Origin of the sequence: Curtobacterium pusillum, assembly GCF_007673235.1 — a bacterium.
In the GTDB taxonomy this organism is placed as follows: Bacteria; Actinomycetota; Actinomycetes; order Actinomycetales; family Microbacteriaceae; genus Curtobacterium; species Curtobacterium pusillum_C.
In genome coordinates this window covers 97,026-119,755 of the sequence record NZ_VDZH01000004.1, presented here as the reverse complement: position 1 = coordinate 119,755, position 22,730 = coordinate 97,026, and the positions used below count along the sequence as shown (strand labels likewise).

The following is a 22,730-nucleotide window of genomic DNA, read 5'->3' as shown; positions in this document are numbered from 1 at the left end:
CCGTCCACGCGGACGGCCGCCCTCGCCCGCATCCCCGGTACGCTGGTGCCCGTGTCCCCGCGTGAGAATCCCTTCGGCCAGGTCCTCGTCGCCCTCGTGACCCCGTTCACGGCTGACGGCGAGGTCGACTGGCCCGGCGTCGAGCAGCACATCGACGACTGCATCACCGCCGGTGCCGACGGCATCGTCGTGACCGGCACGACCGGCGAGACGTCGACCCTCACCGACCCGGAGAAGCTCCGGCTGGTCGAGGTCGGCAAGTCCGTCGCCGCGGGCCGCGCGAAGATCATCACGGGCGGCGGCTCGAACGAGACCGCGCACGCCATCCACCTGTACAAGCAGAGCGAGAAGGCCGGCGCGGACGGCGTGATGATCGTCACGCCGTACTACAACAAGCCGACCCAGTCGGGCGTGCTCACGCACTTCCGGATGATCGCCGACGCCACCGACCTGCCGGTGATCCTGTACGACATCCCCGGGCGCACCGGCATCCCGATCACGTACGAGACGATCGTGCGCGCGTCGCACCACCCGAACATCCTCGCCGTGAAGGACGCCAAGGGCGACTTCGCCGAGGTCTCCCGGGTACTCAACAACACCGACCTCATGTACTTCTCCGGCGACGACACCAACGTGCTCCCGCACCTGTCGATCGGCGCCACGGGGCTCATCGGCGTGACCGCGAACATCACGAGCACGCCGTACCGCACCATCGTCGACGCGGTGAACCGGGGCGACCTCGCGACCGCGACCGCCGAGCACAAGCGCGTCGAGCCGCTCGTCCGCGCGATCATGACGCACGTGCCCGGCACCGTCGCGGCGAAGTACGTCCTGCACGGGCTCGGTCGCATCGGCAGCCCGCGCGTCCGCCTGCCGCTCGTCGGCCCCGAGGACTCCGAGGCGTACGCCATCGAGACCTCGCTCGAGGCCGTCCGGGACATCCCGGGCGCCGACTTCTCCAACTTCCGCCCCGACCGCAACGCTGCGGCCGGCGGTGCTCTTCCGAAGGTGCCAGGCACCACCCGCTAGCGAACACCGCGGCGTGCAGCACGCACGTCGCCCGAATCCGTAGGACCGAATGCCCACACAGATCTCCGAACCGCAGCCGCTCGAAGCCGGCACCCTCCGCGTGATCCCCATCGGGGGACTCGGCGAGATCGGTCGCAACATGACCGTCTACGAGTACGAGGGCAAGCTCCTCATCGTGGACGCCGGCGTGCTCTTCCCCGAGGAGCACCAGCCCGGGGTCGACCTGATCCTGCCGGACTTCGCGCCGATCCGGGACCGCCTCGACGACGTCCTCGGGGTCGTGCTCACGCACGGTCACGAGGACCACATCGGCGCCGTCCCGTACCTGCTGAAGCTCCGCGACGACATCCCGCTGATCGGCTCCACGCTGACCCTCGCGCTCGTCGAGGCCAAGCTCAAGGAACACCGGATCAAGCCGTACACGCTCGTCGTGGCCGAGGACCAGACCGAGCAGCTCGGCCCGTTCCACCTCGAGTTCGTGGCCGTGAACCACTCCATCCCGGACGCCCTCGCCGTCTCGATCACGACCCCCGCCGGTCGGGTCCTGCACACGGGCGACTTCAAGATGGACCAGCTCCCGCTCGACGACCGGATCACGGACCTCCGCGCCTTCGCTCGCCTCGGCGAGCAGGGCGTCGACCTGTTCCTGCCGGACTCGACGAACGCCGACGTCCCCGGGTTCACCGCGCCGGAGCGCGACATCGGACCGGTGCTCGAGAACATCATCACGCGCGCCCGCAAGAAGGTCGTCGTGGCGAGCTTCTCGTCGCACGTCCACCGCGTGCAGCAGGTCCTCGACGCCGCCGCCGCCGCGAACCGCAAGGTCGCGTTCATGGGGCGCTCGATGATCCGCAACATGAACATCGCCGCCGAGCTCGGGTACCTGCGGGTGCCGGAGAACGTGCTCATCGACACGAAGAAGGCGAAGAACGTCCCCGACGACCAGATCGTCTACATGTCGACCGGCTCGCAGGGTGAGCCGATGGCAGTGCTGGCACGCATGGCGAACCTCGAGCACCAGATCGAGATCGGCGAGGGCGACACCGTCATCCTCGCCTCGTCGCTCATCCCGGGCAACGAGAACGCCGTGTACCGGGTCATCGACGGGCTGACGAAGCTCGGCGCGAAGGTCGTGCACAAGGGCAACGCGAAGGTGCACGTCTCCGGCCACGCGTCCGCCGGTGAGCTCCTCTACTGCTACAACATCCTGCGTCCGCGGAACGTCCTGCCGGTCCACGGCGAGCACCGCCACCTGTACGCGAACGCCGACCTGGCGATCCAGACGGGTGTGCCGCCGCGCAACGTGATCCTCGGGCAGGACGGCATCGTCGTCGACCTGAAGGACGGCGTCGCCACGGTCGCCGGACAGCTCGACATCGGCTACGTGTACGTCGACGGCTCGACCGTGGGCGAGATCACCGACGCCGACCTCAAGGACCGCCGCGTCCTGGCCGAAGAGGGCTTCATCTCCATCTTCACGGCGGTGGACTTCACCACGGGCCAGTGCGTCGTCGGCCCGGAGATCCAGTCGCGCGGCTTCGCGGAGGACGAGTCCGTCTTCGACGAGGTCCGTCCGCAGATCGCCAAGGCCCTCGCCGAGGCGGCCGCGAACGGCACCCGCGACAGCCACGCCTTCCAGCAGGTCGTGCGCCGGACCGTGGGCCGCTGGGTGAACACGAAGCACCGTCGCCGGCCGATGATCGTCCCGGTGGTCATCGAGGCGTAGCGCGCCGCGCCCAGCCGGATCGGAGGCCCGGTGCACGTTCCTGACGGACGTGCACCGGGCCTCCAGTCGCGTTCGCACCCCGTGGCGGGCGCGAGCCGACGGCGTGCGTCCGGTGCGCCCCGCCTGTCGGCCATCCTGATTCATCCCACAGGATGATGTTCCGTCGGTATGTCACTCAATAGTGTGCCGAGGTGACCGTCCTGCGTCGCTGGGTGTGGCCCGGCCTGAAGTTCCTCGTGTTCGCCGCCATCGCGGTGTCCCTCGTCCGCCTCGCGTTCTTCGCGGCCCAGCCGGAGGAGGCCGAGACCGTCCCGACCGGGCAGATCGAGGACCCGACCGTCACCGTGACGAACGGCGACATCGTCAACGACGTCGAGGCCACGGGCACCATCCGCAGCGTCGCCTCCACCGCCGTGCGGTCCTCGGTCGAGGGCACCGTCAACAAGGTGTTCGTCGCGAACGGCGCGCACGTCGAGCAGGGTGCGCCGGTCATCGACGTCCGTGTCGAGACCCCGTCGACGGGCACGACCGACGACGGCGAACCGCTGCCCCCGACGATCACGTTCTCCACCGTCGTGGCCTCGGCGTCCGGCACCGTGTCCGGGCTCGACCTCGTCACGAAGCAGCCCGTCGCCGTCGGGGACACCGTCGCCCGGGTCGCCCCGGAGCGGTACCGCGCGACCGCGACGCTCGACGCCGCGCAGCTGTACCGCCTGACCTCGCGACCGTCCGAGGCGACCGTGACCGTGAAGGACGGCCCCGCGCCGTTCACGTGCACGAACCTCGCGCTCACCAGCGCCGCTGCCGGCGGCGACACCCCGTCCGACGAGTCCGGCGACAACTCCGGTGCCTCTGGGTCGGCCGGTGGCACCGAGCTCGCGTGCGACGTGCCCGGCGACGTCACGGTGTTCCCCGGGCTCGAGGTCACGGTGGCCGTCCCGGCGGGCAAGGCCGAGGGTGTCCTCACGCTGCCGACCACGGCCGTGCAGGGGACCGCGCAGAAGGGCGTCGTCACCGTGGTCGACGACGCCGGCAAGCGCGCGGAGAAGGCCGTCGCGCTCGGGCTCAACGACGGCGAGAGCGTCGAGGTGAAGTCCGGCCTGGCCGAGGGCGACACCGTCCTGCAGTTCGTCCCGGGCAAGGAGCAGGTCTCCGACGACGAGACGACCGACGGCTCCGTGGTGATGGGATGAGTGTCCCCGTGACGCCGCGCGCAGCGCCGCTGGTCAGTGTCCGTGGGCTCCGGAAGTCGGTCGAGCTGCCGGACGGCTCACCGCTCGAGATCCTCCGCGGCGTCGACCTCGAGGTCGACGCGGGCAGCCGCGTCGCCATCGTCGGACGCTCCGGCTCCGGCAAGTCGACACTGCTGAACGTGCTCGGGCTGCTCGACACCCCGACCGAGGGCGTGCACGAGTTCGACGGCGTCGACGTCGGCGGCGCCGGGTCCCTCCGCCGTGACCGCGTGCGTGGTGACGACGTCGGGTTCGTGTTCCAGCAGTTCAACCTGCTGCAGGGCCGCACGGCGCTCGAGAACGTCGAGGTCCCGCTGCTCTACGCCACCGGCCGGGCCTTCTGGCAACGGCGCCGGCTCGCGCTCGAGATGCTCGACCGCGTCGGACTCGCCGATCGAGCCGACACCCAACCGCACCGGCTCTCCGGCGGCGAACAGCAGCGCGTCGCGATCGCCCGCGCGCTCGTCCGGGCGCCGCGGCTGATCCTGGCCGACGAGCCCACCGGCGCCCTCGACGTCGACACCGGCCGGATCGTCATGGAACTGCTCGAGACCGTCGCCACCGAGACCGGGGCGGCTCTCATGACCATCACGCACGACCCCGCGGTCGCCGCACGGGCGGACGTGGTGCACCGGATCGACCACGGGGTGGTCGTGGACCCGGCCGCTCTGGGGGTCGTCGGTTCCGGTACCGTCGGCGCCGCCGCTCCGGCGGTGACCTCGTGAACCGCGTCGTGACGACCGTCGTCGGGACGCTCGTCGAGTCCTGGCAGGAACTCCGGGTCCACCGCGGCCGCGTCGTCCTCAGCCTCATCGGCGTCACCATCGCCGTGGCGTCCCTGGCGGTCGTCGTCGGGTTCGGCTCCCTCGCCGAGCGCGTGACGGCGGCCTTCAGCGAGCAGTACGGCGGGCGTGCCGCGACCTACAGCCTCACCGGAGCCTCATCGTCGGGCGACGGGACCGGAGCCGCCGCCGCGGCCGACGCCGTGACGCTCGACCGCGAACTGCGAGCAGCAGCCGACCGGTACGACGTGCGGTACGCCACCGAGGCCAGCTACACCTCGCGCCGCGTGCAGTTCCCGGACGGCGTCGCCGAGGTGCAGGGCATGACCGTCGACCCGCCCTACGCCGAGATGCACCGGCTGCGGATGGCGTCCGGCTCGTGGTTCACCGCCGCCGACCGGGAGCGACTCGCCCCGGCGATCGTGGTGAACCAGGCGTTCCTCGACCGGCTCGGCGGTGCCGACGTCGTCACGCACCCGACCGTCCGCCTCACCGGCACCCCGGGGGTGACCGCCGTCGTCGTCGGCGAGTACGCGTCCTCCGAGTTCGACACCGAGCCGATGTTCTACCAGCTCGCGAACTCCACGGCGACGTCGAGCGTGGCCGCGGGCACCGACGACGGGAACCAGCGCACCTTCGAGGTGTGGATCCCGCAGTCCGGCGCGAAGGCCCTCGCGAACCGGATCGCCAGCGACGCCGAGCGCGCCGTCGGCAACGGCATGCAGGTCGACGCCGGGCGGATGGACGCCGCCGGCTCGGTGGACGGGGACCCGCTCGGGGCGATGCGCTACGTGATCGCCGGCGTGGCCGTCCTCGTGCTCGTGCTCGGCGGGCTCGGGCTGCTCAACGTCTCGCTCGTGAGCGTCCGGCAGCGGATCCGCGAGATCGGCATCCGGCGCGGGGTCGGTGCCTCTGCCGGACGGATCTTCGTCGCGGTGCTGCTCGAGAACGTGCTCGGCACCCTGGTCGCGGGTGGCATCGGTGTGATGATCGGCGCCGCGGTGCTCGGGAACGAGACCGTCCGTGGACTCATCACGAGCGGTGTCGAGGTCGGGGGTGCGCCGTTCCCGCTCGAGGCCGCGCTGATCGGCGTCGGGTCGGCCGTGGCCGTCGGTGCGCTCGCCGGGTTCCTGCCGGCGATCCTCGCTGTGCGCGTGAAGGTGATCGACGCGATCCGCTACTGACCGGTGGGTCGCGTCCGGCGCGACCTGCCTGGAGGCCGTCTCGCGTCCGTCACGGATGCGGCGGGCCTCCCTTGGTTTGTCCTGGGAGGGGATTAGGGTTCTGCCCATGGCCGGAGGCACCAAGTCGACCACGCGCTCGCGCGCGTCCTCGTCGTCCCGTGGAAGCGGGACGCGCGGTACGTCGCGCACCCAGGCCACGACGAAGAAGCTCCCGCAGGCGGCACCGACACCGGTGTTCCGCGAGCAGAACCCGCTCGTGACCTTCTGGCTGGCGATGGCGCACGGCGTCGGGGCGATGTTCCGCCTGCTCGGTCAGGAGACCCTCGAGAAGGACCAGCGCCGCGACGGCTTCCCGTTCCTGCTGTTCGTCCTGGCGATCGCGGGCGCGGTCGTCGAGTGGCTCAACCCGACGAACTCCGTCTCGGTGGCACTCGACGCCTACACGTTCGGCGGGCTGTTCGGACGGCTGGCCTTCGCGCTCCCCGTCATCATGGTCGTCTTCGCCGGCTGGCTCTTCCGGCACCCGGCTTCGGTGCACGACAACACCCGCATCGGGATCGGCCTCGGGCTGCTGCTCGTGTCGATCGCCTCGCTCTGCCACGTCTTCGGCGGCCAGCCGAGCGCCACGGACGGCATGCCCGCGCTCGCCGCTGCCGGCGGGGTGATCGGCTGGGTGGTCATCGGGTGGCTCGTGACCATCGCCACCGCCTGGGTCGCCGTCCCGGTGGCGATCGTCCTGCTCGTCCTCTCGCTCTTCATCATCACCAAGACGCCGCCGAACAAGCTCGGCCGACGCCTGCACGAGCTGTACGCGTACCTGTTCGGCGCGCCGGCCCCCGCCGCCGAGACCGAGGACGCCGTGGCCGAGGCCCCAGCGCCGCGCGCGAAGTCCTCCAAGCGCGGGAAGAAGGGCGACACCGACTTCCAGCTGTTCGACGACCTCGGCTTCGACGACGACAAGGCCGCTGCCGACGACGAGACCGAGGGCGGCACGATCCCCTGGTGGCGCCGCAACAAGTCCGGGCGCGAGGAAGACCCGGCCTACGACAGCCCCGTGATCACCGGCGCGACCTCGACGGTGCCCGAGGTACCGGCAGCCGCGGCAGCGCCGAGCCCGAACGCGGGCGCGGCGGCCGGGCTGATCGACCACACGCCCGCCGAGCCGGCGTCCGTGAACCTCAACGATTCCGTCGAACAGGACCTGCAGGACGCCGAGCAGGCGCTCCGCGACTTCGGGACACCCGTGCCGGAGCGTCCCGCGGCGACCGAGGTGATCCGTCCGGACGCGGCCGTGTCCCCGGTGGTCTCCCCGTCCCTCCCGGCCGACGACGTTCCGGAGGCTGCCGACGACGGTCTCCCGCCCGTCGCCGCTGCCGAAGAGGACCCGTCCGCGCCGTACCGCTTGCCGGCCGCGACCACCCTGAGCTCCGGCTCGCCGTCGGTCGCCCGCAGCCAGGCGAACGACGACATCGTCGCCGCGATCACCGGTGTCCTCACCGAGTTCAAGGTCGACGCGAAGGTCACCGGCTTCTCGCGCGGCCCGACCGTCACCCGGTACGAGATCGAGCTCGGCCCCGGCGTCAAGGTCGAGCGCGTCACGGCGCTGTCGAAGAACCTGTCGTACGCCGTCGCCTCGAACGAGGTCCGGATCCTGTCGCCGATCCCGGGCAAGAGCGCGATCGGCGTCGAGATCCCCAACTCCGATCGCGAGACGGTCTCGCTCGGCGACGTGCTCCGGTCGAACGCCGCACGCAAGTCGAAGCACCCGATGACGATCGGCGTCGGCAAGGACGTCGAGGGCGGGTTCGTCGTGGCGAACCTCGCGAAGATGCCGCACCTGCTCGTCGCCGGCTCCACCGGTTCCGGCAAGTCGGTGTTCATCAACTCGATGATCACGTCGCTCCTGATGCGCGCGAAGCCGTCCGAGGTCCGCATGGTCCTCGTCGACCCGAAGCGCGTGGAGCTCTCGATCTACGCGGGCGTCCCGCACCTCATCACGCCCATCATCACGAACCCGAAGAAGGCGGCCGAGGCGCTGCAGTGGGTCGTGAAGGAGATGGACATGCGGTACGACGACCTCGCGTCGTTCGGGTTCCGCCACGTCGACGACTTCAACAAGGCGATCGAGAACAACGAGATCGTCCTGCCGGCGGGCAGCGAGCGGAAGCTCAAGCCGTACCCGTACCTGCTCGTCGTGGTGGACGAGCTCGCCGATCTCATGCTCGTCGCCCCGCGCGACGTCGAGGAGTCGATCGTCCGCATCACCCAGCTCGCCCGTGCCGCGGGCATCCACCTCGTGCTCGCGACGCAGCGGCCCTCGGTCGACGTCATCACCGGTCTGATCAAGGCCAACGTCCCGTCGCGCATCGCGTTCGCCGTCACGAGCGTCACCGACTCCCGCGTCATCCTCGACCAGCCCGGTGCCGACAAGCTCATCGGGCAGGGCGACGCGCTCTTCCTGCCGATGGGGTCGTCGAAGTCGCTGCGCGTGCAGGGTGCCTGGGTGAACGAGAGCGAGGTCGCCGAGGTCGTCCAGCACGTCACGCGCCAGGCCCGCCCGGAGTACCGCCAGGACGTCCAGGCCGTGGTCGAGCGCAAGGAGATCGACGCGGACATCGGCGACGACCTCGAGCTGCTGCTCGCCGCCGTCGAGCAAGTGGTGTCGACGCAGTTCGGCTCGACCTCGATGCTGCAGCGCAAGCTCCGCGTGGGCTTCGCCAAGGCCGGCCGCCTCATGGACCTGATGGAGTCGCGCGACATCGTCGGGCCGTCCGAGGGGTCGAAGGCCCGCGACGTGCTCGTGACGGCCGACCAGCTGCCGTCGGTGCTCGCGAAGCTCCGGGGCGAGGAACCGCCCGCCGCTGCAGCGCCCGCCGCCGGCGCCGGGTTCGTCGGTACGACCGCTGCACCGGCTGCGCCCACGTCCGCGCCGTCAGACGACGGCGACCGCTACGGAGCCGACCCGGTGGGGGACATGACGCGCGGGTACGATGAAGCCGACGACGAGCCCGATGAGGACGCGTGGGGACTGACGGGCAGGGAGTGACGGCGATGACCGCCTCGAACGGTACGGACACCACGCACGGCGCGAAGTTCCCGTGGCGCGGACGACTCATCCGCAAGGGCCCCGGCCCGGCGTCGACGGGCAACGTCGCGAACATCATCACGGTCATCCGGATCCTGATGGCCCCGCTGTTCTTCGTGCTGCTCCTGACGGACGCCGGAGCCGACGGGCCGCTGCGGATCTGGGCGGCGATCACCTTCGTCGTGGCGATCGTCACGGACAGCGCCGACGGCATCATCGCCCGACGCCAGAACCTCGTCACGGACTTCGGCAAGCTCGTCGACCCGATCGCCGACAAGGTGCTCATCGGCGGTGCCCTCGTGGCCCTGTCGATCCTGGCTGAACTGCCCTGGTACGTGACCGTGCTCATCATGGTGCGCGAGATCGGCATCACGGTGTTCCGCTTCGCGGTGCTCTCCGACCGGGTGATCCCGGCGAGCCGCGGCGGGAAGATCAAGACCGTGCTGCAGGCCGTGGCGCTCACGGCGGCACTCTTCCCGTGGTGGAACCTCGTGGGGGACTGGGCGCACTGGGTCAACGGCATCCTGATGACGGCGGCGTTCCTCGCGACCGTCCTGAGCGGCATCGACTACCTCTGGCAGGCCTGGAAGCACAACCGGACCGCGGCGTGACGCACGGGTCGGACGCGGCGGCCCTGGTCGCCGAGCTGACCGCCCGCGGGGAGACCGTCGCGGTCGCCGAGTCCCTCACCGGGGGACTCGTGGTGGCGACCCTGGTCGGTGTGCCCGGCGCCAGCGCGGTCGTCCGCGGCGGCGTCGTGGCCTACGCGACCCCCGTCAAGCACACCGTCCTCGGTGTCTCGGACACGCTGCTCGCCAGCAACGGCGCCGTCGACCCGGAGGTCGCCCAGCAGATGGCCAGCGGCGTCCGCACGGCTCTGGCGGTCGACGGAGCAGCCGCGACGTGGGGGATCAGCACCACCGGGGTCGCCGGCCCGGACCCGCAGGACGGCAAGCCCGTCGGCACGGTGTTCGTCGGGATCGCCTCCGAGGACGGCGCCACGGCGTTCGAGCTGCACCTCGACGGCGACCGCGAGGCAATCCGTCAGGCGACCGTCTCCGAACTCCTGGCACGGATGTCGTCCACGATCCGGGGCCGGGAATAGGTCCCGTTTCCACTGGGTTACATCTCACGCAATCTCCAGCGGTACAGCAGCCGGCCTCGCTAGCATGCTGCAACCGGCAACGCTACAGTTGCTCAACCCGAACTCGGCCATCCGGTCCGAGCGGGCGCGGAGACGACAGAGAGGAGGAGTTCTCATGGTTCTCGTTCGTCAGGAAATCGGCGACGTTCTGCGGGACTTCCGCTTGCAGAAGGGCCGGACCCTCCGTCAGGTCGCGTCCAAGGCCAGCGTGGCTCTCGGGTACCTCAGTGAGGTCGAGCGTGGTCAGAAAGAGGCCAGCTCGGAGATCCTCGCATCCGTCGCGGATGCGCTGGACACCCCCATCTCCACGATCATGCGCGAGGTGGGCGACCGCCTCGCCATCGTCGAGGGGCTCACCCCTGTGCCGGACACGCTCCCGGACGACCTCGTCGCCGAGTTCGACAACGACCTCGCGGTGCGCTGACCCGTACCGCCCCACGACGCCCCCGCTGGTCCGCCAGCGGGGGCGTTCGTGCGTCCGGTGGTCCTCTGCCGTCTACGCTGGAACGATGCGCGTGAGTGAGTTCTGGCGAGCGGTCGACCAGGTGTTCGGCGATGCCTACGGCGCCGTCGTCAGTCGCGACGTGGTGCTCGAGGAACTCGGCGGGCGGTCCGCGGCGGAGGCCCTCGCGGCGGGGATCGACGCACGCCGGGTCTGGGAAGCGCTGTGCGACTCCCAGGACGTCCCGCTCGACAAGCGGCACGGCAAGGGGCTCGCCGAACCGCGGGACTGATCCGAACACGTGTTCGGCGTGTTGCTCGAACGCGTGTTCGATCGGTGGTACTTTCCTCCACATCGGCGCTGTACGAGGACTTCGTCCACAGATCGCGCGGCCGGCGGCAGTGATGTCGGTGGCCCGCTCTAGGTTCGAGGTCATCGGGAACAGCCCGAAGCCTTGTCGCTGAGACACCGGCCCTGCACCACCGGCCGGGGTGGACGCGACAGCCTACAGGCGGCCGACACCGAGCACGAAGGAGCACCCCATGCCATCACCCCAGGACCGCGAGAAGGCCCTCGAGACCGCCCTCGCCCAGATCGACCGGCAGTTCGGCAAGGGCACGGTGATGCGCCTCGGCTCGGACGAGCGCGCCCCCGTCGCCACCATCCCGACCGGTTCGGTCGCGCTCGACGTCGCGCTCGGCATCGGTGGCCTGCCGCGTGGCCGCATCATCGAGATCTACGGCCCGGAGTCGTCGGGTAAGACCACCCTGACGCTGCACGCGATCGCCAACGCCCAGCGCGCCGGCGGCATCGCGGCGTTCATCGACGCGGAGCACGCGCTCGACCCGGAGTACGCCAAGAAGCTCGGCGTCGACATCGACGCCCTCCTCGTCTCCCAGCCGGACACCGGTGAGCAGGCGCTCGAGATCGCCGACATGCTCGTCCGATCCGGCTCCATTGACCTCGTCGTCATCGACTCCGTCGCGGCGCTCGTGCCCCGCGCTGAGATCGAGGGCGAGATGGGCGACTCGCACGTCGGTCTCCAGGCGCGCCTCATGTCGCAGGCGCTCCGCAAGCTCGCCGGTGGGCTCAACCAGACCCAGACCACGATGATCTTCATCAACCAGCTGCGCGAGAAGATCGGTGTCTTCTTCGGCAGCCCGGAGACCACGGCTGGCGGTAAGGCGCTCAAGTTCTACGCGTCGGTCCGCCTCGACATCCGACGCATCGAGACGCTCAAGAGCGGCACCGACGCAGTCGGCAACCGCACCCGCGTGAAGGTCGTCAAGAACAAGATGGCGCCGCCCTTCAAGCAGGCCGAGTTCGACATCCTGTACGGCACGGGTATCTCGCGCGAGGGCTCGTTGCTCGACTTCGGTGTCGACCACGGCATCGTCAAGAAGTCGGGTGCCTGGTACACGTACGACGGCGACCAGCTCGGGCAGGGCAAGGAGAACTCGCGGTCGTTCCTCATCCAGAACCCGGAGATCGCTGCCGAGATCGAGGGCAAGATCCTCGCGAAGCTCGGTGTCGGCGGCGCGTCCGTCGAAGCGGCTGAGGCGCCGGTCGAGTCGATCGCGCCGAAGATCGCGGAGCGCAAGGGCGCGTGACGACCGACCACGACGACGACGCGGGCCTCGCACCGGTCACCGATCTGTTCGGTGCGCGGTCCCGTCGCGTCGCTCCAGCTCCAGCTCCCGAAACGGACGCTCCTGCTCCTGACAACGAGAGCGACATCGCTGCGGACGCGGACGCCCCGATCCCGCTTCCGATCCAAGGGGCGCGAGCGCAGGCCGAGTGGCTGCAGCCGGTGGTCGGGGACGGCTCCGGACGCAGTGCCCGGGCGGAGCAGGACGGCTACGACGACGACCACACCGCCGACGCCACCACCGCCTCGGTGTTCGCGATCGACGGCGGGGCGGAGATCGACCCGGTCGATGCACCGCGCCCGATCGACGAGCAACGCGCCGATGCCGAACGGCTCAGCATGCGGGCTCTCGGGCGCAAGGGTGTGAGCGAGTCCGAGCTCCGGACGATGCTGACGAAGAACGACCTCGACCCTGAGGTCGTCGAGCACGAGGTCGAGCGGCTCACCCGTGTGGGCCTGCTGGACGACGTCGCGCTGGCGACCGACCTCGTCGACCGTCTGCACGACCGGAAGGGCCTCGGTCGTCAGGGCGTGGTGGCGGAACTCCGTCGCCGCGGGATCGACCAGGCGGCGATCGACGCTGCGCTCGAGGCAGCGGCCGATGACGAAGACGACGAGTTCGTCCGCGCGATCGAGCTCGCCGAGAAGCGTGCGGGACAGCTCCGCGGGCTGGACCGAGCGACCGCGGAACGTCGCCTGTCGGGCTTCCTGATGCGCAAGGGCTACAACGGCGGTGTCGTCCGCATCGCGGTGGAGCGTGCGCTCGACGGCGGCGGTCGGGGTCCCCGTGGCCCCCGCGGCTCCGTCCGCTTCGAGTAGCCGAGGCGCGCTCCGGCGGATTTACACTGGGACGACCATGGCCACCGTCGCAGCGCGCCCCCGCACCTACGAAGTCCGCACCTACGGGTGCCAGATGAACGTGCACGACTCCGAGCGTCTGAGCGGCTCGCTCCAGGCCGCCGGGTACGTCATGGCCGACGGTGACCAGGCCGACGTGGTCGTCATCAACACGTGCGCCGTGCGCGAGAACGCCGACAACCGGCTGTACGGCAACCTCGGGCAGCTCGCGGGCATCAAGCGCGAGCGCCCCGGCATGCAGATCGCGGTCGGCGGGTGCCTGGCGCAGAAGGACAAGAACGTCATCCTCGAGAAGGCGCCGTGGGTCGACGTCGTGTTCGGCACGCACAACATGGGGTCGCTGCCGACCCTCCTCGAGCGAGCGCGGCACAACGACGAGGCGCAGATCGAGATCCTCGAGGCGCTCGACGTCTTCCCGTCGACCCTCCCGACCAAGCGGGACTCGACGCTCAGCGGCTGGGTGTCGATCTCCGTCGGCTGCAACAACACGTGCACGTTCTGCATCGTCCCGTCGCTCCGCGGGAAGGAGAAGGACCGCCGCCCCGGTGACGTCCTCGCCGAGATCCAGGCGCTCGTCGACGACGGGGCGATCGAGGTCACCCTGCTCGGTCAGAACGTCAACTCGTACGGGGTCGAGTTCGGTGACCGGCAGGCGTTCGGCAAGCTCCTGCGGGCCACCGGGCAGATCGAGGGCCTCGAGCGTGTCCGGTTCACCAGCCCGCACCCGGCGGCCTTCACCGACGACGTCATCGACGCGATGGCCGAGACCCCGAACGTTATGCCGCAGCTGCACATGCCGCTGCAGTCCGGGTCGGACCGGGTGCTCAAGGCGATGCGTCGGAGCTACCGGAGCGAGCGGTTCCTCGGCATCCTCGACCGGGTGCGCGCGAAGATCCCGCACGCGGCGATCTCCACGGACATCATCGTCGGGTTCCCCGGCGAGACCGAGCAGGACTTCGAGGACACCCTGCGCGTCGTCGAGCAGGCTCGGTTCGCCTCCGCGTTCACCTTCCAGTACTCCATCCGCCCCGGTACGCCCGCGGCGACGATGGACGACCAGCTGCCGAAGCAGGTCGTGCAGCAGCGCTACGAGCGACTCGTCGCGCTGCAGGAGCGCATCACGGCGGAGGAGAACGCCGCCCAGGTCGGCCGACGCATCGAGGTGCTCGTCGCGACGGGCGAGGGCAAGAAGGACGACACGACCCACCGGCTGTCCGGCCGCGCCGAGGACTCCCGACTCGTGCACTTCGCCGTGCCGGAGGGGTCCGCCGTGCCGCGGCCCGGCGACGTCGTGACGGTCGAGGTCACCCGCTCCGCGCCGCACTTCCTCATCGCCGACAACGCCGGGCCGCTGTCGATCCGCCGCACCCGCGCCGGCGACGCCTGGGACCGCGCGCAGGCGGAGAGCTGTGGCGTGCCGACACCGGCCGCCCCCGCCGACGGCCCCCGCGCGGTCTCGCTCGGCCTGCCCACGCTCCGTGTCGGCCGCTGACCGCGGGCCCGGCGACGCCCACACCGACGCGACGGGCGCCGACGCCGACAGCGACGCGGCGGCCACCGACGCCGATGGCGCCACGGCGGCCACCGACGCCGACGGCGCCACCGCGGCCACCGACGCCGACCTGATCGCCGTCGTCGGCGCCACCGGCACCGGCAAGTCCGACCTCGGGATCGCGCTGGCGGAACGGCTGCGGGCATCCGGACGCCCGGCGGAGATCGTCAACGCCGACGCCATGCAGCTGTACCGCGGCATGGACATCGGGACCGCGAAGCTCACCGTCGCGGAACGTCGGGGTGTCCCGCACCACCAGCTCGACGTGCTCGACGTCACGGACGAGGCGAGCGTTGCCGCGTACCAACGCGACGCCCGAGCCGAGATCGACGCGATCCACGGGCGCGGCGGCGTCGCGATCCTCGTCGGCGGCAGTGGCCTGTACGTGTCGGCGGTGCTGTTCGACCTCGCGTTCCCCGGCACCGACCCCGAACTCCGGGCACAGCTCGAACGAGAGCACGACGAGCTCGGCCCCGGCATCCTGCTCGAGCGGCTCCGGGCCCTCGACCCGACTGCCGCAGCGACGATCGACGCACGCAACCCACGGCGGTTGATCCGCGCCCTGGAGATCGCGAGCCGATCCGAGGTCGTCACCCCGAGCCTCCCGTCCGCGCCCCGCACCTGGCGACCAGCTCGGATCCTGCACCTGCACCGTGAACGGCAGCAGCTCATCGCCGGCCTGCACGAGCGCGCAGCGCGCATGTTCGCGGACGGTCTGGTCGACGAGGTCGACGCCCTGCGTGATCAGGGTCTGGAACGCGGGAGGACGGCACGGGCCGCGATCGGGTACGCGCAGGCGCTCGAGGTGCTGCGGGGCGAGTCCACCGTCGCGCAGGCCGTCGAGGCCACGGGCATCGCAACCCGCAAGTACGCGCGACGCCAGGTGTCCTGGTTCCGCCGCTACGCCGACGCCGAGGTGCTCGACGTCACCGGAGCCGACCGGACGGCACTCACCGAGACGGCCCGTAGGATCGTCCCGTGACCGAGCTGCACTTCACCAAGGGCCAGGGGACCGGCAACGACTTCGTCCTGTTCGCCGACCCCGACGCCACGGTCGACCTGACCCCCGAGCGGATCCGTGCGATCGCGGACCGGCGCTTCGGCGTGGGCGGCGACGGCGTCATCCGCGCGGTCCGGTCCGAGTCGTTGCCGGAGGGGCAGGCGCTCCTGGCAGAGGACCCCGCCGCGGCCTGGTTCATGGACTACCACAACGCCGACGGCACCGTCGCGGAGATGTGCGGCAACGGCATCCGCGTGTTCGCGCGCTACCTCACCGAGTCCGGCCTCGTCGAGCTCGCGCCGGGGGAGACCCTGACGGTCGGCAGCCGCAAGGGCCTGGTCGACATCCAGCGCACGACCAACGGCTTCGCAGCCGATCTCGGCCGCTGGGGTCTCGGCATCGAGGGCGGTGGGTCGGACGACGTCCTCGTCCGCGCGAAGAACCTCGACCGTGCGCGCCCCGGCCTCGGCATCGACGTGGGCAACCCGCACGTGGTCGTCGCCCTCGCGACCGACGACGAGCTCGCGGACGTCGACCTCACCTACGTGCCCGTCCTCGACCCGGCGCCGGCCGCGGGGGCGAACGTCGAGTTCGTCCTGCCCGGCGACCCCCTCGTCCAGGACGGCGTCGGGCAGATCACGATGCGCGTGCACGAACGCGGCAGCGGCGAGACGTTGTCGTGCGGCACCGGCGCGGTCGCCGCGGCGCTCGCGACGCGGTACTGGGCCGGCAACGGCGCGCCCGACACGTGGCGCGTCCGCGTCCCCGGCGGCGTCGTCACCGTGCGCATGTTCGCGGCGGAGGACGGCGAGCACGTCTCGTTGTCCGGTCCGGCGGAACTCGTCTTCTCGGGTGACCTGACGGTCTGACCCGACCGCGGTCGTCGGACTGGAGGCACGGATCACCGTGCCGACGTCGGTGACGCTGGTCGTGCCTCCAGACCGCATCCCGGCCCTGGCCGGGTCCTAGTCGGTCGCGATCGCTTCGGCTGTGCGGTGCACCCGCAGCACGCGGAAGCCCTTGTCCGTCGTCGCCCGCGCCACGTGGAAGCCCGCGTCGAGGGTGTCGTCGAGCCACCGCTGCAGCGAGTCGCCACCGAGGTCCTTCGAGACGACGAGCCAGGCGTCGCCGCCGACCTCGAGCCGCGGGAGCCACGTCAGCAGGATCTGGTGCAGCTCGTCCTTGCCGACGCGGATCGGGGGGTTCGACCAGATCGTCCGGAAGCGCAGGTCGGCCGGGACGTCGTCGGGCAGCGCGACAGAGACGTTCTCGGTGCCGGCGGCCTCGGCGTTCGCGCGGGCCAGCCCGAGGACCCGCTCGTTGACGTCGACGCCCCAGACCTGCGCGTCGGGGGACTCGAGGGCCATCGTGATCGCGATCGGACCCCAGCCGCAGCCGACGTCGAGCAGCGCGCCGTCGTGGGCGGGCGGCGGCACGGAACCGAGCAGGACCCGGGTGCCGCGGTCGAGGCCGTCCGGGCTGAAGACCCCTGCCGCGGTGGTGAGCGTGAGCGCCCGACCGGCGAGGGTGACCTGGATCTGCCGTTCGCGGGCGTCCGACGTCGGGCTCGCGGAGAAGTAGTGGTCGTTCGCCATGGATGAACCGTACCGGGAAGCCCGTGTGTCCCGGGCCGCGCGGAGGTACCCTGTGCACAGGATGACGGATACCCACCAGAACGACCAGATCAACGACGACAGCGCTGCCGGTGTCGTCGAACGGGTCCTGCGCAACGCGGACTCCCGCGCGGCCTCGTCCGTGTTCGCACCGGCGCAGGCGATCCAGACCCGATCGGTCGACGACCGCGGCTGGAACGGCGACGGCGACCAGTACGACCGCGAGGACCGCGCGGCCCTCCGACGCGTCGCCGGCCTCTCCACCGAACTCGAGGACGTCACCGAGGTCGAGTACCGGCAGCTCCGGCTCGAACAGGTCGTCCTGATCGGCGTCTACCCGCACGGCGACGCCTCCGACGCCGAGAACTCCCTGCGCGAACTCGCTGCCCTCGCCGAGACGGCGGGCGCCGTGGTGCTCGACGGGCTGCTGCAGCGCCGGCCGAACCCGGACCCCTCCACCTACCTCGGCAAGGGCAAGGCCGAGGAACTCGCGATGGTCGTCAAGGCGACCGGCGCCGACACGGTCATCGCCGACACCGAACTCGCGCCGTCCCAGCGTCGTGCGCTCGAGGACGTCGTCAAGGTCAAGGTCATCGACCGGACGGCCGTGATCCTCGACATCTTCAGCCAGCACGCCAAGAGCCGCGAGGGCAAGGCGCAGGTCGAACTGGCGCAGCTCGAGTACCTCCTGCCGCGACTCCGTGGCTGGGGTGAGTCGATGTCCCGCCAGGCCGGTGGTCAGGTCTCCGGCGGCGCCGGCATGGGTTCCCGTGGTCCCGGTGAAACGAAGATCGAGCTCGACCGACGTCGCATCCACACCCGGATGTCGAAGCTCCGACGGCAGATCGCCGGCTTCCGTCCCGCACGCGAGGCGAAGCGAGCCGACCGGCACCGCAACGACGTGCCGAGCGTCGCGATCGCTGGCTACACCAACGCCGGCAAGTCCTCGCTGCTGAACCGGCTGACGAGCGCGGGCGTGCTCGTCCAGAACCAGCTCTTCGCGACTCTGGACGCCACGGTCCGCCGGACCGAGAGCGCCAAGGGCCGCGAGTTCACCTTCGTCGACACCGTCGGTTTCGTGCGCAACCTGCCGCACCAGCTCGTGGAGGCCTTCCGCTCCACGCTGGAGGAAGTGGGCGAGGCGGACGTCATCGTGCACGTCGTCGACGGCTCGCACCCCGACCCGGTCGCGCAGCTGGCGACCGTGCGCGAGGTCATCGGCGACGTCGGTGCGCGGGAGATCCCGGAGATCGTCGCGTTCAACAAGGCGGACCTGATCGACGAGTCGCAGCGACTCGTGCTGGTCGGCCTCGTGCCGGACGCCGTGTTCGTCTCGGCGCGCACCGGTGAGGGCATCCAGGACCTGCTCGAGGCGATCGAGTCCCGCCTGCCCGAGCCCGACGTGTCGCTGACCGTCGTGATCCCGTACGACCGGGGCGACCTCGTGTCGTCCCTGCACGACGCGGGCGCCGTGGAGTCGGTCGACTACGTCGAGGACGGCACCCGGCTCGAGGTGCGGGTGTTCCAGCGGCAGGTCGCGGAACTCGACCCGTTCGTGGTCGCGCCCGTCGCGTCCTGACCGCGGGGCGTACCCAGCGCGTGCCTGCCAACGGCGTCGAGTGAGCAGGAATCGTCGGGTTGACGCGTTCGACTCGACGATTGCTGCTCCCTCGATGGGGACGCAGGTCAGATCGAGCGGAGGACCGCCACGACCTTGCCGAGCACGGTGGCCGCGTCGCCCAGGATCGGTTCGAACGCGGTGTTGCGGGGGAGCAGCCACGTGTGGCCGTCGCGCTGCCGGAAGACCTTGACGGTCGCTTCCTCGTCGAGCATCGCGGCGACGATGTCCCCGTTCTCCGCGGTCTGCTGCGAGCGGACGACGACCCAGTCGCCATCGCAGATCGCGGCGTCGATCATCGACTCGCCCACGACCTTGAGCATGAAGAGGTCGCCCGTCCCGACCAGCTGACGCGGGAGCGGCACGATCTCGTCGACGTGCTGCTCGGCCGTGATCGGCACACCGGCGGCGATGCGGCCGACGAGCGGGACGAGGGTCGTGGCGTCGACGTCGGGGCCGTCGACGTCCGGCGTCGGCTCGTCGACCAGCACCTCGAGCGCGCGGGGGCGGTTCGGGTCGCGGCGGATCCAGCCGCCGAGCTCGAGCTGCCCGAGCTGGTGGGAGACGCTGGAGAGCGACGACAGGCCGGCAGCGTCGCCGATCTCGCGCATGCTCGGCGGGTAGCCCCGGCTGGCGATCGACGCACGGATCGCGTCGAGGATCGCCTGCTGCTTCGCCGTCAGCGGCTTCTGGACCCGCAGTTCGTCCGCCACGTCGTCTCGCCCTTCGTCGGTGCTGGGACGGTGCCCGCGGGAATGTCGGTGGTCCCCGTTTGACTTGTCCCAGTCGATCGAAACAGTATCCGACCGGCCCACGCCGAACAAACACCTGTTCGAGCGTGTCGGCAGAAATCTCCCCAGAAATCTCCGGACAGGACTTGTGCGACCTCGCATTCGAAACTATGTTCGGTACAGGACTTCGGTTCACCCGAACGGGAAGGCAAGAACGACATGAGCACCATCGCCATCGCTGACATCCAGCGCCCCACGGCGCGCGCCGTGCGTACGCGCCTGCGCCTCACGCGCCGCGGGCGGTTCGTCATCACGACGCTCGCCGCGATCCCCCTGCTCCTGGTCGTCGCCCTCGCGGTGCTGAACGGCGGGCAGGCGTCCGCTGGCAACACCCAGGCGAACGTCCACTTCGACACCGTCACCATCCAGCCGGGCGAGACGCTCTGGCAGCTGGCGGAGGAGACCGCTCCGAACGCGGACCCGCGCGACTTCGTGCAGGACGTCATCAGCCTGAACGCACTCGACGGCTCCGGCCTGCAGGCGGGCGAGCAGATCGCGATCCCGGCGCAGTACACCTCCGCCAAGTAGCGGGCGGAAGAACCGAGCGGGAGCGGCGGACGGAAGCAGCACGCCTGCGCACCGTCCGGACGGCCGGTCTCCGTGGTGCACATGCGGCCTACGATGGATCGGTGGCATTCACGCTCGAAGACCTCCCGATCCGAGACGACCTGCGCGGGCAGAGCCCGTACGGTGCTCCGCAGAAGCACGTGCGCGTGCAGCTCAACGTCAACGAGAACACGCATCCCGTGCCGGCTGACGTCGCCGAGGACATCGTGGAGTCAATTCGGCAGGCCCTCACGACCGTGAACCGCTACCCCGATCGCGAGTTCACCGAGCTCCGACAGTCGCTGGCGGACTACCTCCAGCGCGGGCTCGGGTCCGACCAGGGAATCGGGACCGGCCAGACGATCAGCGCCGAGCAGATCTGGGCGGCGAACGGCTCGAACGAGGTCCTGCAGCAGCTGCTCCAGGCGTTCGGCGGACCCGGGCGTACGGTGCTCGGCTTCCCGCCCACGTACTCGATGCACTCGATCCTCGCCTCGGGGACCGGGACCACGTGGATCCCGGCGCAGCGTGACGACGTGTTCCGCATCTCGCCCGAGACGGTCGTGGCGGCGATCCGCGAGCACCAGCCCGACATCGTGTTCCTGTGCGGGCCGAACAACCCGACGGGCACGCCGCTGCCGATCGAGACCATCGAGGCCGCGTACGCCGCGACCGACGGCATCGTGATGGTGGACGAGGCCTACGCCGAGTTCATGCCGACCGACGTGCCGAGCGCGCTCACCCTGCTGCCGGGTCGGGAACGCCTCGTCGTGTCCCGCACGATGAGCAAGGCGTTCGCGTTCGCCGGTGCCCGCGTCGGGTACATGGCCGCACACCCCGCCGTGATCGACGCGTTCCGACTGGTCCGGCTGCCGTACCACCTGTCCGCCCTCACCCAGGCGGCCGCGGTCGCAGCGCTCCGGCACGCCCCGGAGATGCTCGCGATGGTCGACGACATCAAGCAGCAGCGCGACCGGATGGTCACCGAACTCCAGGCGATGGGCTACCGCACCTACGAGACCTGGTCGAACTTCGTCCTCTTCGGCGGCGTCGCGGACCCGCACGCGGCGTTCGAGGCACTGCTCGACCAGGACGTCATCGTGCGCGACCTCGGCATCCCGAACCACCTCCGTGTGAGCGCGGGCACGGAAGAGGAGACGACCGCCTTCCTCGACGCCATGCGCCGCGTCGCCGCCGACCAGCCGCCGGTTAGGGTTGCAGCATGACCGCGCGCACCGCCACGATCAGCCGGAGCACGAGCGAGTCGAGCATCGAACTCGCGCTCGACCTCGACGGCACCGGCACGTCCGACATCTCGACGAGCGTGCCGTTCTTCGACCACATGCTGACGGCGTTCAGCAAGCACTCCCTGATCGACCTCCGCGTGCGGTCGTCCGGCGACACCCACATCGACGTGCACCACACGGTCGAGGACACCGGCATCGTGCTCGGACAGGCGCTCAAGCAGGCCCTCGGCGACCGGTCGGGGATCGGCCGCTACGGCGACGCCCTCGTGCCCCTCGACGAGGCACTGGCGCAGGCGGTCGTCGACGTCTCGGGCCGTCCGTTCCTCGTGCACACGGGTGAACCCGCCGGCTTCGAGTTCCACCGCATCGGCGGACACTTCACCGGATCGATGGTCCGTCACGTGTTCGAGGCGATCACCTTCAACGCCGGGATCACCGTGCACGTGCGGCTCCTCGAGGGCCGTGACCCGCACCACATCGCCGAGGCCGAGTTCAAGGCGTTCGCCCGGGCCATGCGCAAGGCGGTCGAACTCGACCCGCGCGTCGACGGCATCCCCTCCACCAAGGGGAAGCTGTGACGGGCGCGAGGCCGAACGTCGTCGTCCTGGACTACGGATCGGGCAACGTCCACTCCGCGGCCAAGGCGCTGGAGCGCGCCGGCGCCGACGTCACGCTGACGTCGGACAAGCAGGCCGCACTGAACGCCGACGGCCTGCTCGTCCCCGGCGTCGGAGCGTTCGCGGCCGTGATCGACCAGCTCGAGGGCGTGCGGGGCGGCGAGATCGTCGACCACCGGCTCGCGGGTGGCCGGCCGGTGCTCGGCATCTGCGTCGGCATGCAGGTGCTCTTCTCGCGCGGCATCGAACGCGGGGTCGACGTCGAGGGGCTCGGGCAGTGGCCGGGCACGGTCGAGGAGATCCAGGCCGAGGTACTGCCGCACATGGGCTGGAACACGGTCGAGGCCCCTGCGGACTCGGTGCTGTTCGACGGCCTCCACGACGAGCGCTTCTACTTCGTGCACTCCTACGGCGTCACCGACTTCCCGCTCGAGGCGTACGGCCCGTTCCGCGCGCCGCGCCTGACCTGGGCCGAGCACGGCCAGCGGTTCGTCGCCGCCGTCGAGAACGGCCCGCTCACCGCCACGCAGTTCCACCCCGAGAAGTCGGGCGAGCCGGGCATCCGCCTGCTCCGCAACTGGGTCGACTCGCTCTGAACCCGTCCGACCCCACCGCA

22 protein-coding genes are annotated in these 22,730 nt (G+C 70.7%); 20 read left to right on the top strand and 2 right to left on the bottom strand.

The window, feature by feature from the left end; genetic code table 11:
• The first annotated feature begins 51 nt into the window (after positions 1-51).
• The 15 genes from dapA (at position 52) to dapF (ending at position 16,551) form a co-directional block, all read left to right on the top strand.
• Positions 52-1,029: a 4-hydroxy-tetrahydrodipicolinate synthase gene (dapA, locus tag FS532_RS12255; RefSeq protein ID WP_144754648.1), complete on the top strand. Its 978-nt coding sequence runs from the start codon at positions 52-54 to the stop codon at positions 1,027-1,029.
• Positions 1,030-1,078: 49 nt separating this feature from the next.
• Positions 1,079-2,755: a ribonuclease J gene (locus FS532_RS12250; RefSeq protein WP_144754645.1), complete on the top strand. Its 1,677-nt coding sequence runs from the start codon at positions 1,079-1,081 to the stop codon at positions 2,753-2,755.
• Between the two features lie 191 nt (positions 2,756-2,946).
• The gene (locus FS532_RS12245) at positions 2,947-3,948 is read left to right on the top strand and encodes an HlyD family efflux transporter periplasmic adaptor subunit (RefSeq protein ID WP_144754642.1); all 1,002 of its coding nucleotides are present in this window, start codon (positions 2,947-2,949) and stop codon (positions 3,946-3,948) included.
• Positions 3,949-3,956: 8 nt separating this feature from the next.
• The gene (locus FS532_RS12240; protein WP_440130714.1) at positions 3,957-4,712 is read left to right on the top strand and encodes an ABC transporter ATP-binding protein; all 756 of its coding nucleotides are present in this window, start codon (positions 3,957-3,959) and stop codon (positions 4,710-4,712) included.
• An 8-nt stretch (positions 4,713-4,720) separates the two neighbouring features.
• Positions 4,721-5,953: an ABC transporter permease gene (locus tag FS532_RS12235; RefSeq protein ID WP_186322019.1), complete on the top strand. Its 1,233-nt coding sequence runs from the start codon at positions 4,721-4,723 to the stop codon at positions 5,951-5,953.
• 106 nt (positions 5,954-6,059) lie between these two features.
• Positions 6,060-8,999, top strand: coding sequence for an FtsK/SpoIIIE family DNA translocase (locus FS532_RS12230; protein WP_144754633.1), 2,940 nt, complete (start codon positions 6,060-6,062; stop codon positions 8,997-8,999).
• Between the two features lie 5 nt (positions 9,000-9,004).
• On the top strand, positions 9,005-9,649 hold the full coding sequence (pgsA, locus tag FS532_RS12225) for a CDP-diacylglycerol--glycerol-3-phosphate 3-phosphatidyltransferase (RefSeq protein ID WP_186322018.1): 645 nt from the start codon (positions 9,005-9,007) through the stop codon (positions 9,647-9,649).
• Complete coding sequence (locus FS532_RS12220; RefSeq protein WP_144754630.1) at positions 9,646-10,143, top strand: CinA family protein; 498 nt, start codon at positions 9,646-9,648, stop codon at positions 10,141-10,143. The genes pgsA and FS532_RS12220 overlap by 4 nt, the downstream gene beginning before the upstream one ends.
• A gap of 154 nt (positions 10,144-10,297) precedes the next feature.
• Complete coding sequence (locus FS532_RS12215; protein WP_027464765.1) at positions 10,298-10,606, top strand: helix-turn-helix domain-containing protein; 309 nt, start codon at positions 10,298-10,300, stop codon at positions 10,604-10,606.
• A gap of 85 nt (positions 10,607-10,691) precedes the next feature.
• Positions 10,692-10,916 carry a DUF3046 domain-containing protein gene (locus tag FS532_RS12210; RefSeq protein ID WP_144754627.1) on the top strand — a complete coding sequence of 75 codons (225 nt, stop codon included), beginning with the start codon at positions 10,692-10,694 and terminating at the stop codon, positions 10,914-10,916.
• A 250-nt stretch (positions 10,917-11,166) separates the two neighbouring features.
• The gene (recA, locus tag FS532_RS12205; RefSeq protein ID WP_079238644.1) at positions 11,167-12,234 is read left to right on the top strand and encodes a recombinase RecA; all 1,068 of its coding nucleotides are present in this window, start codon (positions 11,167-11,169) and stop codon (positions 12,232-12,234) included.
• Entirely contained in the window at positions 12,231-13,091 is an 861-nt protein-coding gene (locus FS532_RS12200; RefSeq protein WP_144754624.1) for a regulatory protein RecX, read from the top strand. Before recA ends, FS532_RS12200 begins: the two co-directional genes overlap by 4 nt.
• A gap of 37 nt (positions 13,092-13,128) precedes the next feature.
• On the top strand, positions 13,129-14,622 hold the full coding sequence (gene miaB / locus FS532_RS12195; RefSeq protein ID WP_144754621.1) for a tRNA (N6-isopentenyl adenosine(37)-C2)-methylthiotransferase MiaB: 1,494 nt from the start codon (positions 13,129-13,131) through the stop codon (positions 14,620-14,622).
• Positions 14,623-14,752: 130 nt separating this feature from the next.
• The gene (miaA, locus tag FS532_RS12190) at positions 14,753-15,664 is read left to right on the top strand and encodes a tRNA (adenosine(37)-N6)-dimethylallyltransferase MiaA (RefSeq protein ID WP_260852741.1); all 912 of its coding nucleotides are present in this window, start codon (positions 14,753-14,755) and stop codon (positions 15,662-15,664) included.
• Entirely contained in the window at positions 15,661-16,551 is an 891-nt protein-coding gene (gene dapF, locus FS532_RS12185; protein WP_144754615.1) for a diaminopimelate epimerase, read from the top strand. Before miaA ends, dapF begins: the two co-directional genes overlap by 4 nt.
• Before the next feature lie 96 nt (positions 16,552-16,647).
• On the opposite strand, the gene FS532_RS12180 is transcribed toward dapF, so the two are convergent.
• A complete protein-coding gene (locus FS532_RS12180; RefSeq protein ID WP_144754612.1) occupies positions 16,648-17,277 on the bottom strand; it encodes a class I SAM-dependent methyltransferase in 630 nt (209 codons plus the stop codon).
• A gap of 61 nt (positions 17,278-17,338) precedes the next feature.
• Here FS532_RS12180 and hflX point away from each other — a divergent pair, with 61 nt between their 5' ends.
• Positions 17,339-18,874: a GTPase HflX gene (gene hflX, locus FS532_RS12175; RefSeq protein ID WP_144754609.1), complete on the top strand. Its 1,536-nt coding sequence runs from the start codon at positions 17,339-17,341 to the stop codon at positions 18,872-18,874.
• Positions 18,875-18,981: 107 nt separating this feature from the next.
• Here the strand turns inward: hflX and lexA are convergent, their stop codons facing one another.
• Entirely contained in the window at positions 18,982-19,626 is a 645-nt protein-coding gene (gene lexA / locus FS532_RS12170) for a transcriptional repressor LexA (RefSeq protein ID WP_079238651.1), read from the bottom strand.
• A 237-nt stretch (positions 19,627-19,863) separates the two neighbouring features.
• On the opposite strand from lexA, the gene FS532_RS12165 reads away from it, so the two are divergent.
• The 4 genes from FS532_RS12165 (at position 19,864) to hisH (ending at position 22,710) form a co-directional block, all read left to right on the top strand.
• Positions 19,864-20,232, top strand: a complete 369-nt coding sequence (locus FS532_RS12165; RefSeq protein WP_144754606.1) for a LysM peptidoglycan-binding domain-containing protein — start codon at positions 19,864-19,866, stop codon at positions 20,230-20,232.
• A gap of 101 nt (positions 20,233-20,333) precedes the next feature.
• Positions 20,334-21,476 (top strand): histidinol-phosphate transaminase, encoded by a 1,143-nt coding sequence (locus FS532_RS12160; RefSeq protein WP_144754603.1) that lies wholly within the window; start codon positions 20,334-20,336, stop codon positions 21,474-21,476.
• Complete coding sequence (hisB, locus tag FS532_RS12155; RefSeq protein ID WP_144754599.1) at positions 21,473-22,075, top strand: imidazoleglycerol-phosphate dehydratase HisB; 603 nt, start codon at positions 21,473-21,475, stop codon at positions 22,073-22,075. Before FS532_RS12160 ends, hisB begins: the two co-directional genes overlap by 4 nt.
• On the top strand, positions 22,072-22,710 hold the full coding sequence (gene hisH / locus FS532_RS12150; RefSeq protein ID WP_144754596.1) for an imidazole glycerol phosphate synthase subunit HisH: 639 nt from the start codon (positions 22,072-22,074) through the stop codon (positions 22,708-22,710). Before hisB ends, hisH begins: the two co-directional genes overlap by 4 nt.
• The last annotated feature ends 20 nt before the right edge of the window (positions 22,711-22,730 follow it).

Excerpts from the sequence above, each read along its gene's own strand:
- pgsA (WP_186322018.1), top strand. The coding sequence starts at position 9,005 with ATGACCGCCTCGAACGGTACGGACACCACGCACGGCGCGAAGTTCCCG.
- recA (WP_079238644.1), top strand. The coding sequence starts at position 11,167 with ATGCCATCACCCCAGGACCGCGAGAAGGCCCTCGAGACCGCCCTCGCC.
- FS532_RS12165 (WP_144754606.1), top strand. The coding sequence starts at position 19,864 with ATGAGCACCATCGCCATCGCTGACATCCAGCGCCCCACGGCGCGCGCC.
- FS532_RS12230 (WP_144754633.1), top strand. The coding sequence starts at position 6,060 with ATGGCCGGAGGCACCAAGTCGACCACGCGCTCGCGCGCGTCCTCGTCG.
- FS532_RS12180 (WP_144754612.1), bottom strand. The coding sequence starts at position 17,277 with ATGGCGAACGACCACTACTTCTCCGCGAGCCCGACGTCGGACGCCCGC.
- hisB (WP_144754599.1), top strand. The coding sequence starts at position 21,473 with ATGACCGCGCGCACCGCCACGATCAGCCGGAGCACGAGCGAGTCGAGC.
- hflX (WP_144754609.1), top strand. The coding sequence starts at position 17,339 with ATGACGGATACCCACCAGAACGACCAGATCAACGACGACAGCGCTGCC.
- miaB (WP_144754621.1), top strand. The coding sequence starts at position 13,129 with ATGGCCACCGTCGCAGCGCGCCCCCGCACCTACGAAGTCCGCACCTAC.
- FS532_RS12250 (WP_144754645.1), top strand. The coding sequence starts at position 1,079 with ATGCCCACACAGATCTCCGAACCGCAGCCGCTCGAAGCCGGCACCCTC.
- FS532_RS12215 (WP_027464765.1), top strand. The coding sequence starts at position 10,298 with ATGGTTCTCGTTCGTCAGGAAATCGGCGACGTTCTGCGGGACTTCCGC.
- FS532_RS12210 (WP_144754627.1), top strand. The coding sequence starts at position 10,692 with ATGCGCGTGAGTGAGTTCTGGCGAGCGGTCGACCAGGTGTTCGGCGAT.